The organism is Martinezella sp. CNPSo 3732, assembly GCF_057784515.1.
In genome coordinates, this window is sequence record NZ_JBXSOO010000031.1 from 1 (window position 1) to 11,356 (window position 11,356).

Here is an 11,356-nt window from a genome sequence, read left to right on the forward strand (position 1 = left end):
CTACTTCTCTAACGCAGGATACGCTTCCGTCAAAACTTGAAACGCTCTAATGAGAGCGACCCCCGGAAGCAGCCATCCGCCCTCCTGCTTCGAGAAGGCCCCTCGGGCCTCCTCAGCATGAGGACTGATCAATCTCGCCCAGCTATAGCTCAGAACTGAACTCGCTCCACCCTCATCCTGAGCCCGTCGAAGGACGAGGGTGGCCCACGGAAGCAATCGGCGGATGGCAGATCGCCCTACCAGACCAAACCGCGAGCCGCTACGTCTTCGACGCGGGTGACGACGCCATCGCGATGGAAGACCATCTGGTCGAAGAGGTTGGAGACGACGCAGGTGTGGTTCGGGATGATGCGGATCTTGTCGCCGATCTCAGGACGAGGGCCGGCGCACTTCGATAGGTCGATAACGCCATGTTCCTCCGAAAGACCCTTGATGACGGCGTCGGGATAGCCGACCACCTGGCCGTAATCGGCAAAGCCGAGAAGGTCAGAGGTCAGTGCCTTCGAGCCGGCATCGATGACGGCGCGGTCTTCGGTCGGTCGGGAAACGATGATAGCGAGGATGTGCATGGCGCAATCCTCCTCGCGACAATGGCCCGCACGCACCATCGAGCGGTCGTTATAGATATAGGTTCCGGCACGATGTTCCGTCGCAGCAGTTACCAGATGCGCCTCGAAAAGGCTCGGCGTGCCGCCATTGCTGACGATCGGGCATTCGATACCGTCCGCTTTCAGGAGCCTTATGGCGTCCGACAGGAATTCCTGTGTCGCTGCAGCACTATCCGGCTTCGGATAGGTCATCAGGCCGCCAAAAACGAGACCCGGCTTGCCAGCGATATGCTTGCCAAGCTTTGCCGCCTCCGCAGGCGATTGCACGCCACAACGGGCGCCTCCGGTATCGCATTCCACTAGCACGCTCAGGGGCTTGCGGGCGGAGAACCAGTCGGAAAGTCCGTCAACCGTCACGATGCTGTCGGCTACGACCTTGAGGCCGGAAATGCGGTCGTTCAAAGCCGAAAGCCGCTCAAGCTTTTCAGCCCCGAGAATATTGAAGGTGATCAGAATATCTTCAAAGCCCGCATCGGCGAAGACTTCCGCCTCCGTGATCTTCTGGCAGTTGATGCCCTTGGCACCGGCGGCGATCTGGGCGCGTGCCAGCGCAGGGATTTTGTGCGTCTTGATGTGCGGTCGGAAGTTCAGACCATGCTCATCCATATAGGACTGCACGCGGGCGATGTTCGCAGCCAGCCGGTCTTCGTCGATGACGGGGCGCGGCGTGGAGAGGCTCTCGATGCTGTCGCCGGGCTTGGGGCTGATTTCCGAGGCGATATCATGTGCCATGTCAGGCGTCTTTCCGTTCTTCTGCAAAGGGGTCCGCCACCATCGGCCAGATATCCTTCGGCGCGCGACGGTAGGGCGTGCGCGCCGGATTGTTGGGATAAGGTGTTCCCGCGGAGCAGTAAAGGATCTGCGATGATATCTTGGAGAAGGACGCGTAGAAATGATTGGTCGATTTGATGACCAGGATCTTCTTCGTTGTCGGGTCGATGCCCATGACGGAAAACAGGCTCGGATCAAAACTCTGGGCGCGCGTCGAGTTCAGGATGATGTCGATGCCATCGAACTGAATATGCACGGCATCGCCGAAGGGAGCAAAGCTCTCGCCAAAACGCATCTCGGCATTGGGGACAAGGCGGATGATCTTGACGAGGCCGTCGATCGGATTGCCCGTGCCCGGCGCCGATTTCGCGCCGAAACGCAGTGGGATTTCCGCGCCTTCGCCGGCCGCCATGCAGATCTGCACGGCCATTGGATCCCAGATCGTGCCGATCGCCGTATCGGTGGCGCCGCGGTCGAGCAATTCCTGCAGGATGACCGTTGCATCGCCTGCGGTGCCGCCGCCGGGATTGTCCCAGAGATCGGCAATGACGACCGGACCTGAGGCAGCAGCCATCGCCTCGTTCACCGCCTGCTTCTCGTCGATCTGCGGCATGATGAAGGTGCCGCGCTTCGAAAAGAGCTCTAGACCGAGAGCGTGGGCGATTGCGGAACCTTTATCCGGCTTATTATCGGTGACGACGAGCAGCTTCGTACCCATCTCCGGCACGTCGCCGGCCATGAAGCCGTGAATGACCGAAATGGACAGGATATCGGCGTCGCTCTTTTCCATCGCCATGATCTTGTCGACGAAGGAGCGCATGGGGTCGCGCGAGGTCGGAAAGACATCGATCATGCGGCAGTCGAAGACGGACATGACCGGCGTGACCCTGCCTTCCAGCGTGTCGATGGCGATGCGCCAGAGGTCCTCGGCGCGATCGACGAAGTCCGTATGCGGGAATTCCTTGAAATAGACGAAGAAATTTGCGGCTGCGCGGCGCTTCGCCGTCAGATGGCTATGCGGATCGAGCTCGGCGCACACCAGGATATCCGGACCGACAATCTCGCGCACGCGCGACAGGAAATCACCTTCCGTATCCTCGTAACCATCTGCGACCATGGCGCCGTGCAGTCCGAGAACGACGGCATCGACAGGCATCGCCGCCCGCAGCTGCTCGAGGATTTCGTCGCGCAGTTCCTCATAAGTACGGCGGTTGACAAGCCCGGCCGGGTCAGCCCAGGTGGCGGTGCCCTCGATCACCTCCCAGCCCTTTTCCGCCGCGACGCGGCGGCCGACGGTGATCGGTGCCGAACACAGCGTCGGCGTTTCCGGATGCATGCCGGGTGGCGCATAGAGAGAGGCTTCGAAAGCGCGCCGGTCGACGCAGATGGGGGAGAAGGTATTCGTCTCGGTCGCAAGGGCCGCGGTAAAAATGCGCAACGCTGTCGCCTCTATTCCATGGGATTCGGCAGATAGCCGGTGAAGCCGCTGATCTTCCAGCGGCCTTCATGCAGGCGGCAATAATAAAGTGTCTGCCACTTCATCACGTCGATGCCGCCATCCGACTTCTTCAGGCTGCCGTCGAACTTCTTGCGCACCAGCGCCATATCGCCCTCGATTTCGATATCTTCGAGCGTCGTTGTCGTGAAGATGGCGGTACGCGCATCCTCAGCGAAGGATTGTGTGGCGAAGTCGCGCGCCTGGCGCAGCCACTCGTCGCGATAGGCCGATAGCGTCGGGAAGGCGAGGCGCCATTTGTCCGGGCTGACGTCGCGCTTGCCATCGATGCCGATAAAGCCCTCTTCGACGAAATCGCCCGCAACCATCGACCAGTCTGCGGCAAGAAAAGCATCGATATCGCGCGGAACGAGCATCTCCCAGATCGAATGCCTGGCGGTATCGCTGGCAGGGAAAGGGTTCTTGAAGGGATCACGCATGGTATCCGCCGTCATTTAAATTCTTTTCATAATTTGCGATTTTCACTGGTCAAATTCTGCTTTCTATGGTCATTTGTCAACTTATCAAGAAAATAATTTGCAGGAACCGCATGGTGGCCATCGTATGTCACGGTTCCGGCCGAATGGGAACGAATGACAAGCTGCATCTGCGCATGCGCCTGTCCACAGGCGCCGGCGGGATCGGGAAGATTGAGATGGATCGCGTCGCTGACTACGTGTCAAACCTGGGCGAACCAGCGACAAAGGGGGGCTGATGGATATCTTCACGACCATGCAGGAAGAGAGAGGCCGGCTTTCACAATCGGAAATCCGCATCGCCGATATCGTCCTCAATGATTTCGAATTCGCCGTCAATGCTTCCATCATCGAGCTTGCGGGCAAGGCGGATGTCTCGCCGCCGACGGTGACGCGCTTCTGCCGGCGTTTGGGGTGCGAAAGCTTTTCCGATTTCAAGGTGCAGCTCGCGCGCACCGCCTATGTCGGCATGCGCTATCTGAAGCCCGAGCCGAAGAGCATTGCCCCGGCCGACGTCGCCCAGGATATTATTACCAAGGCGCAGAACGCGCTCTTCCTGCTGCATCGCGGGCTGGATGTTGCCGCCATCGAGCGGGCGGCGAACCGGCTTGCCGGCGCGGAGATGATCTATGCCTTCGGCTCAGGCGGCAATTCCTCGATGATTGCGACCGAGCTGCAGAACCGCCTGTTCCGGCTCGGCCTCCGCATTACCGCAAGTTCCGACCACAGCATGCAGCTGATGATGGCTGCGGCCGCCAAGCCGACGGATGTGCTGATCGGCTCGTCCTTTTCCGGCCGCAATGCCGAGCTGGTGCGCGCCTTTGCGCTGGCACGCGAAGCCAAGGTGCCGACCATCGCTCTGACGCAGAGTGAAAGCCCAGTGGCCCGCGCCGCCGAGATTACGGTGCCTGTCGACCTGCCGGAAGGAGACAATATCTATCGACCGACATCGACCCGCATCGCCTATCTAGCCGTGGTGGACATTCTTGCCAGCCTGATTGCCTACCGCATTCAGCCGCAGGCAACGGTGACGCTGCGCCGTATCAAACAGCAGCTTGTCACCCATCGCGATGGCGACGACCGCCAGCTTCTTGGAGACTAGAGCAGTTTCGCGACAGTCGGCGACGCTCATCACATTGGGTTCCGCCGAAAACAACAACATAGGGTGGCGGATCCAGCTGCTCGGGGAATCGATCGAAGGAATATGATATGAGCAAATCCGTCGCCATCGTCACGGGGGCTGCCGGCGATATCGGCCGTGCCATCGCAAAACGCCTGGCGGATGACCATGACATCATCCTGCTCGTCGATATCGACGAGGCGGCCATGCAGAAGGCTGTTGGAGATCTCGGCCCCGCGGAACGTTTCGTGCCATTCAAGGCGGATATCACCAGCGATGCCGATGTTGCCGCCATGGCGAAGGCCGCATCGGATCTCGGTGGGGTGAAGACGCTCGTCAACAATGCCGGTGCCGCCCGCGCCGTCAGCCTTCATGATACCACGCCGGCCATCTGGCGTGCCGACAATGCCCTCAATCTCGAAGCGGCTTTTCTCTGCTTCCGCGCTGTCGAGGACATGCTGAAGGCGTCGAAGGGGTCGGTCATCAATATCGCCTCCGTCAACGGCATGGCCGTCTTCGGCCATCCGGCCTACAGCGCCGCCAAGGCGGGGCTTCTGCATTTCACCCGGCTGGTTGCGGTCGAATACGGCAAGTTCGGCATCCGCTCGAATGCGGTCGCGCCCGGCACGGTGCGCACCCAGGCCTGGGAAGCGCGCGCCGCCGCAAATCCGAATGTCTTCGAGGAGGCGAAGCGCTGGTATGCGCTGCGTCGCGTCGTCGATCCGGCCGATGTCGCCAATGCCGTCTCTTTCCTCGCAAGTCCGCTTGCCTCGGCGATCACTGGCGTCTGCCTGCCGGTCGATTGCGGCTTGACGGCGGGGCAGGCGGAGCTCGCCCATACCTTCTCGCAGTCCGAACACTACTGAAGCTCGCTGCCAGAGGGGAGTAGCCAGGGGGATAGAATGCAGCCGTCTTCCTATTATCTCGAAAACATCTGGTCTCCCGAGGGTGGAAAGCACCGTCGCCCGATCCCTGACACGCTTTAAAGCGCCGGCTCGGCTTTCAATCATGCTTCAGGCCGCCGATATGGATTTTCGGCGGCTTTTCGTGCCCAGCCGTTAGAGAGGCAAGGGGCGACAGGATTGCCTGCTTGTGGCGCTGGAGCGCGCTATCCCGCCCGCAGCGTCGCCATGTCAGTCGGAAAGAAGCCCGCCCAGGCCATGACGGTCATGGCGGTGATGACGAGCAGATACCACATGGCGACGTAATCTTCGACCAGGCGCCGGTTCAATGCGGCGAAAAGAAGAGCGACGCTGAAGGCAAGCCAGAGCAGGTTACAGACGTGGTCCATTTTGTTGTTCCCCTTATTCGTCTTTTTCCTCCGTTCGGCAAAAGTTAACGGGATAGAGCCGCAGGAGGTAGCGTCGTAGCGGGAGGGAGGTTTGCACAAAGCGGGAAGGTGCCGTCTGCTCGTGCCTGGATGGGCCGTTTGGCGGGCGGCCCGTGGTTTTCCTATCGCGGGTCTCGCATCCGGTCACACCTGACGAGGTGCCTCAAGGAATCTTAAGGCATACGCATGAGCCCGGAACATCTTGCCACTGCTCGCCGTTATGGCCCGATGGCATTAAGGCGAGGAGGGCTGCCATGGAACATGGTGATTGGAACAATCCCGTCATAGTCGATCTCGATGGCATCGGCCATTTCGCGATCATCACCAACGCGCTGGATGCGGCAAACTGCATGAGCGAGGAGTGGCCGGTCAATGGCGGTCCAGCAATGGATGAGGCCGTGCTGATCTGCCTCGATGCCGTTCTCGGCAAAGTTTCCGCCGAGCGGTCGCGAAAGGCTTTTCTGGAGGCGGCGCGTGAGGCCGGGCTGAGCGTCAGGCCGGATTCGGAGAGCCTTCACTAGTCGATGTAAGACGGGGCGATGGCCTCCCTCGGCGAGAGGCGCTCAGATTGCCCAGAAGATCAGGCTGAGGATTATGATGACGGCGAGGATGAACCCCATCATCCTCCCGAGCCCTTCATTGACATTGCCGTTGCCGACAATCAGATCGTACCAGTCGCTCTTGTCGTTCATCAAACATCCCTCAGGGTTTGCCCCATTAGGTCGATCTCTTCTTCGGTAGTCAATGATTTAAAAACGCTGGGCGACCGCCATCGATCAGGCTTTCATCGCCTGCCTGCGGCTGGCATCAGGGATCCGTTCAAATGGCGATTATTCAGGGATACCGAAAGGCCGGTTTTCATCCGGACAGCCGATTTCAAGGCAAGTTCTTGCGAACTCCGGCGAACCGGAAGCGGCATCCTACGATGCTCGCTAAATCTTGAAATCTTTGAGAAATCCACGTTTCTCAAGAAAGGAAATGGTGCCCAGAAGAGGACTCGAACCTCCACGCCTCGCGGCACAGGTACCTGAAACCTGCGCGTCTACCAATTCCGCCATCTGGGCGACGGACACGCATGTAAGGGGGTGGCCGTCCGGTGTCAACAGGGTTTTTGAAGTTTTCGTGGCAATCGTGAAAAAAGCAGTTGGAGCCCGGGTCAAACCCGGGCTGCGGCCCATGCGCTGATCAGGCCAAGTCCCTGGTCCAGCAGGGCCTTTGCCTCGCTTTCGCTCGATGCTTCCACGTAGCAGCGCATTTCCGGCGCATTGCCGGAAGGGCGGAAATGGATGATTCGGTTATCCACAAGTGTCACCCTGAGCCCGTCGATATCGCTCTTGGAGGCGACCGTCGCGATCGGCTTCAGGAAATCCGAAAGATTGGCGTCTGAGGCGCGCAGATAGGCCATTAGCGCCGCACTGGTTTCCACGGGGAAATTCTCCAGACGGTCGGCGGCGGCAAAGGGCAAGCGGTAGCTGCCGGCAACGGCCGAAAGCGGTTTGCGTGCCTTCGCCGCGGCGTAGAGCGTTGCCAGGATCGGCAGGAAGCTGTCGCGCGTCGGCAGCGGGTCGAAAGATTTTCCCTCGACGGTGAAGCGGCTTGATGTCAGCGTGCCGCCATTGGCCTCGAAGCCCATGACATTGGCCTTCTCCGCGGCAACAGCCTCGTCCATGCCGGCGATCACATAGGGCGAGCCGACGCGGGTGCGGGTGACGGCATAGGAGCCGGCGGCCTCAATGCCCGAATTGGAGGTAACAGGCGTAACAACCACTTGCGCGCCGAGGAAGTTCGCCGCGATAAGGCCGAGCAGATCGCCGCGCAGCGGCTCGCCGGTTTCGTCCGCGACCAGTGGCCGGTCACCGTCGCCATCGGCCGAAACGATGGCATCCAGCCCATGTTCCGGCGCCCAGGCCTTCATCAGGTGGATCGTCTCGGCCGAGACCGCTTCCGTATCCACCGGAATGAAGCTCTCGGAGCGGCCGAGCGGTACGACGCGGGCGCCATAATGAGTAAGCACCTGACCGAAGAGATCACGCGCCACCGTGCTGTGCTGATAGACGCCGATGGTGAGGCCGGCGAGGCTGCCTGATGGCAGCAGGCCCTTGTTGCGCTCCAGGAACAGCGCCTCCGTCTCCGCCGTGCGGTTTTCCGCCTCGGCAGGCGTTTCGTCGAGCACTGAATCGCCGATCGCAAGCGCCTCCTCGCTGATCGCCACTTCGTCGCGCTTGTCGATTTCACCGTCTGGCCGGTAGAATTTGATGCCGTTGCGGTCGGCGGGGATGTGCGAGCCGGTGATCATCAGCGAGGCAGCTTTCAGCTGCAGGCCGTAAAGTGCCAGCGCCGGCGTCGGCAATGTGCCGCAGTCGATCGGTGTCAGGCCGGCCCGCTTCAGCGCGCCGATGCAGGTGGCGGAGATCGCCGGGCTCGATTCGCGGAAATCGCGACCGACGAGGATGAGATCGCCCGCTTTGGCATGGCCGTTTTTCAGCAGATGGCGGGCAAAGGCTGTCGCATAGAGCGCTGATGCCCGTCCGGTGAGGTCTGCGGATAGGCCACGAAGGCCGCTGGTGCCGAATTTCAAACTGCTCACAGGCAATCTCCCTTGCAATGGTCGGGCTGTTATGACGCAAGCGGTGGCGGCGATCAACTCATCGTGGATCGATAGGTTCCGGTTGCGGCAGCACTGGTTTTGCCATCGTCATGACCCCAACTAAGATAAGAGGTGCGGCGGCCCGCATAGGTTCGCAGCGTTCGGAACAGGAGTATATCATGGCTGTTTTTCATAGGATCGCGTTTGGCTGCGTCCTCGCGCTTGCCTCGCTGTCGCAGGCGGATTTCGCGACAGCCGCCTCGGATTCTCGGAAGCTCATCACTCCACCGCGCACCAATACAGTCATCTGCGATTCCCGCGGCTGCTTCGGTTTCGGCGAGCGGCAGTTCTACACCCGCCCAGGTCAGCCGCTTCCGATCACACCGCCCTATAACGGAGGCCTCAATCGCTTTGGCAGCCCGCGAGTTCAGGTTCCCCCGCGTGAAACCTATGCACCGCCACCGAGGCCTCTCTATCCTTCGCCCGCCCAGAAACTGAGACAGCATCAAACCTGGTGCGCCGAGCGCTATCGCACCTATAATCCCGGCACCAACAGCTATACGACGATCAATAATGGAACCAAGCCCTGCCATTCGCCCTTCGACTGATGCCTGAGCAGCAGGAGACTTAGCTTTCCAGCGATCCGCGGTCGGTATGGCCGAGATCGCGCTCGGGGTCGATGATATCGCGTACCCGCTGCTTGAGTTCCTTCGGTCCCGGGAAGCCGCCATCCCGCTTGCGCTCCCACAACAGCTCGCCGTCGATGCGGATTTCGAAGACGCCGCCGGTGCCGGGGATCAGCGCTACTTCGCCAAGACTGTCGGTAAAGGTCTGCAACAGCTCCTGCGCCATCCAGCCGGAGCGCAGCAGCCAGTTGCATTGGGTGCAGTAGAGAATGGTGATCCGCGGCTTGTCGCTCATCGTCATGATCCTTCGTTGTTTGCTGAGATTTAGGCTCAACTTTACTCCGCTGCAAGCCAAAGCACTTCCAGGAACGGCGCCAAGCGGTTTCCGCCCGGAAGTGAGCAATGGCGGACGGCCGGAGCGGCATTTCCGGCGAGCGCTGAAACGCTCTGGCCACTTGCCTCTCCCGCCGCCTCATGCTCATCTCCGGTGGTAACATCGCTCGGGAATCAACGGTATGCGCGTCGCCATCATCGAGAATATGAAGAACACCCCGCTCGGCGCGCTTGGCATAGCGCTTGAGGAGGCCCGAGTCGAGATCGACTGGTTTCGCCCCTGGAGCGGCGAGGCCTTGCCGAAGGACATATCGGCCTATGATGCACTAGCCGTGCTCGGCGGCGAGCAGAGCGCCCGCGACGACGATACCCATCCCTATCTGCCGGAGCTGGCGCGGCTGATGCGCCGTTTCGAGGGCGAGGACAAGGCCGTGCTCGGCATCTGCCTCGGCAGCCAGATTTTGGCGCGCGCCTACGAGGCCGAAAATCTTCTCGGTACCGCCCATGAATTCGGCTGGAAAACAGTCGGCCTGACTGACGAGGGGAAAAAGGACCCGTTGCTCGCCGATGTCGGCGACGAATTCACCATCTTCGAATGGCATAGCGACACTTTTACCTTGCCTGTGGGAGCCACGCGCCTTGCTGCCAATGCCGTCACGCCGAACCAGGCCTTCCGCATCGGCCGCGCCACCTATGGCACGCAGTTTCATTTCGAGGCCAATGCCGCGGTCGTCGAGCGCTGGCGTGGCGAATTTAGGGAAACCATCGAGCACAAGGAGCCGGGCTGGCTCGATCGCTATCCGGAGCTAGTGGTCAAGCATGCGGCAGCGGCTGAGACGGCCGGCCTTGCGATCGCAAGGGCCTGGGTGCGGACGATTAAGGTGCAAGCGGAGCTTCCGCAGGCGGCGGAAGCTTGAGGGTCGCTGATGATCGGACACGTCCGATCAATCCGATGGCGACATGCCGTACACCGGCAGTTTTGAAATAGGAGGAAATGACATCATGAGCACGCTGGAACTACCGAGCGAGGGCGGCTGCCGTTGCGGGCAGGTGCGGTTGAAGATCAGCGCCAAGCCGCTGCTCACCATGGCCTGCCATTGCACAGGCTGCCAGCGCATGACCGGCGGTCCCTATTCGCTAAGCGCCGCCATCCCCACGCAGGGTTTCGAGGTGACTGAGGGCGAGCCTGTCATCGGCGGCCTGCACGGCGATGTCATCCATCACTATTTCTGCCCGCATTGCATGAGCTGGATGTTCACGAAGCTCGAAGGCGTCGACTGGTTCGTCAATGTCCGCGCCACCATGCTCGACGACCCCAGCTGGTTCACGCCCTTCATCGAGACCTGGACGAGCGAAAAGCTGCCCTGGGTGACGACACCGGCCAAGCACAGCTACGCAGCGCTGCCGGCGATGGAGGAGTATGAGGGGCTGACGAGGGAATATTTGGCAGGAAACTGAAGTCAAAAGCCCTGAAAAAGAAAGTCGGTCGCGGCGGTAATCTGATCGCCGTGCAAACTCAAGTCGGTGATCAATTCCCCGATTTCGGTGAGCGGTATTGCTGTCATCAACTGGGTCGCCATGATGTAGGGCTCGCCAGCAATAGTAAATTGCGGGTTGAGCCGTGCCATTGGCATAGACACTCCCTCGGCGCGGAGTAGTGGCGCCACCATCCGCGTACTTAGTCTTTCCAGCAAATCGGACTGAAGATCTAACGCGAGAATTCGACTTTGCTTCAAACCATAGACATGAAATCTCGCCATCAGAACTGTCGGTATTTTCCAAACGGCAGGCCATGTTTTTCAACATAGGCATTCGCTTGTTCGATGGCCTCGGCATTTTCCAGAAGCCACAGGCGCTCGCGCTCAGCCTTGATAGCGCGCGCGATACCCTCTTCGGCAGCACGTGAGATATTGATTTTCAGTTCACGGGCATCTGAAACGAGCCCTTCGTCGAGAGACAAATTTGCAGCTTTTCGCGTCGCTTGGGTCATGAGGTATTCCTCAAATTATG

Annotated in this window: 15 protein-coding genes and 1 tRNA gene; 6 read left to right on the forward strand and 10 right to left on the reverse strand. The window is 60.2% G+C overall.

The window, feature by feature from the left end; translation table 11 throughout:
- Positions 1-236: 236 nt before the first annotated feature.
- The 3 genes from AC13RM_RS29835 to AC13RM_RS29845 are packed head-to-tail and all read right to left on the reverse strand — an operon-like array spanning position 237 to position 3,314.
- Positions 237-1,340 carry a D-TA family PLP-dependent enzyme gene (locus tag AC13RM_RS29835; RefSeq protein ID WP_488556022.1) on the reverse strand — a complete coding sequence of 368 codons (1,104 nt, stop codon included), beginning with the start codon at positions 1,338-1,340 and terminating at the stop codon, positions 237-239.
- 1 nt (position 1,341) lies between these two features.
- The gene (locus tag AC13RM_RS29840) at positions 1,342-2,817 is read right to left on the reverse strand and encodes a M81 family metallopeptidase (protein ID WP_488556023.1); all 1,476 of its coding nucleotides are present in this window, start codon (positions 2,815-2,817) and stop codon (positions 1,342-1,344) included.
- Positions 2,818-2,828: 11 nt separating this feature from the next.
- Positions 2,829-3,314: a hypothetical protein gene (locus AC13RM_RS29845; RefSeq protein ID WP_488556033.1), complete on the reverse strand. Its 486-nt coding sequence runs from the start codon at positions 3,312-3,314 to the stop codon at positions 2,829-2,831.
- A gap of 274 nt (positions 3,315-3,588) precedes the next feature.
- On the opposite strand from AC13RM_RS29845, the gene AC13RM_RS29850 reads away from it, so the two are divergent.
- Together AC13RM_RS29850 and AC13RM_RS29855 are read left to right on the forward strand one after the other, a co-directional pair.
- Positions 3,589-4,452, forward strand: a complete 864-nt coding sequence (locus tag AC13RM_RS29850; RefSeq protein WP_092714723.1) for a MurR/RpiR family transcriptional regulator — start codon at positions 3,589-3,591, stop codon at positions 4,450-4,452.
- A gap of 107 nt (positions 4,453-4,559) precedes the next feature.
- Positions 4,560-5,336 carry an SDR family oxidoreductase gene (locus AC13RM_RS29855; protein WP_488556024.1) on the forward strand — a complete coding sequence of 259 codons (777 nt, stop codon included), beginning with the start codon at positions 4,560-4,562 and terminating at the stop codon, positions 5,334-5,336.
- A 242-nt stretch (positions 5,337-5,578) separates the two neighbouring features.
- On the opposite strand, the gene AC13RM_RS29860 is transcribed toward AC13RM_RS29855, so the two are convergent.
- Positions 5,579-5,761, reverse strand: coding sequence for a hypothetical protein (locus AC13RM_RS29860; protein ID WP_113230173.1), 183 nt, complete (start codon positions 5,759-5,761; stop codon positions 5,579-5,581).
- Positions 5,762-6,054: 293 nt separating this feature from the next.
- On the opposite strand from AC13RM_RS29860, the gene AC13RM_RS29865 reads away from it, so the two are divergent.
- Positions 6,055-6,321 carry a DUF982 domain-containing protein gene (locus AC13RM_RS29865; protein WP_113230172.1) on the forward strand — a complete coding sequence of 89 codons (267 nt, stop codon included), beginning with the start codon at positions 6,055-6,057 and terminating at the stop codon, positions 6,319-6,321.
- 42 nt (positions 6,322-6,363) lie between these two features.
- Here AC13RM_RS29865 and AC13RM_RS29870 read toward each other — a convergent pair whose 3' ends face one another.
- The 3 genes from AC13RM_RS29870 to AC13RM_RS29880 all read right to left on the reverse strand — a co-directional run bounded on the left by AC13RM_RS29870 (position 6,364) and on the right by AC13RM_RS29880 (position 8,378).
- Positions 6,364-6,492, reverse strand: coding sequence for a hypothetical protein (locus AC13RM_RS29870; protein WP_374824151.1), 129 nt, complete (start codon positions 6,490-6,492; stop codon positions 6,364-6,366).
- Between the two features lie 287 nt (positions 6,493-6,779).
- A tRNA-Leu gene (locus tag AC13RM_RS29875) sits at positions 6,780-6,864 on the reverse strand.
- Between the two features lie 92 nt (positions 6,865-6,956).
- Complete coding sequence (locus AC13RM_RS29880) at positions 6,957-8,378, reverse strand: phosphomannomutase (protein ID WP_488556034.1); 1,422 nt, start codon at positions 8,376-8,378, stop codon at positions 6,957-6,959.
- A gap of 188 nt (positions 8,379-8,566) precedes the next feature.
- Between AC13RM_RS29880 and AC13RM_RS29885 the strand changes: the two genes are divergently transcribed.
- A complete protein-coding gene (locus AC13RM_RS29885; RefSeq protein ID WP_488556025.1) occupies positions 8,567-8,995 on the forward strand; it encodes a BA14K family protein in 429 nt (142 codons plus the stop codon).
- Positions 8,996-9,014: 19 nt separating this feature from the next.
- On the opposite strand, the gene AC13RM_RS29890 is transcribed toward AC13RM_RS29885, so the two are convergent.
- Positions 9,015-9,308 (reverse strand): Rdx family protein, encoded by a 294-nt coding sequence (locus AC13RM_RS29890; protein ID WP_015338465.1) that lies wholly within the window; start codon positions 9,306-9,308, stop codon positions 9,015-9,017.
- Between the two features lie 220 nt (positions 9,309-9,528).
- Here AC13RM_RS29890 and AC13RM_RS29895 point away from each other — a divergent pair, with 220 nt between their 5' ends.
- Positions 9,529-10,263 carry a type 1 glutamine amidotransferase gene (locus tag AC13RM_RS29895; protein WP_488556026.1) on the forward strand — a complete coding sequence of 245 codons (735 nt, stop codon included), beginning with the start codon at positions 9,529-9,531 and terminating at the stop codon, positions 10,261-10,263.
- An 85-nt stretch (positions 10,264-10,348) separates the two neighbouring features.
- Positions 10,349-10,804: a GFA family protein gene (locus AC13RM_RS29900; protein WP_488556027.1), complete on the forward strand. Its 456-nt coding sequence runs from the start codon at positions 10,349-10,351 to the stop codon at positions 10,802-10,804.
- A 2-nt stretch (positions 10,805-10,806) separates the two neighbouring features.
- Here the strand turns inward: AC13RM_RS29900 and AC13RM_RS29905 are convergent, their stop codons facing one another.
- The gene (locus tag AC13RM_RS29905) at positions 10,807-11,106 is read right to left on the reverse strand and encodes a CcdB family protein (RefSeq protein WP_488556028.1); all 300 of its coding nucleotides are present in this window, start codon (positions 11,104-11,106) and stop codon (positions 10,807-10,809) included.
- Positions 11,106-11,336, reverse strand: a complete 231-nt coding sequence (locus AC13RM_RS29910) for a type II toxin-antitoxin system CcdA family antitoxin (protein WP_488556029.1) — start codon at positions 11,334-11,336, stop codon at positions 11,106-11,108. Before AC13RM_RS29910 ends, AC13RM_RS29905 begins: the two co-directional genes overlap by 1 nt.
- Positions 11,337-11,356 lie beyond the last annotated feature (20 nt).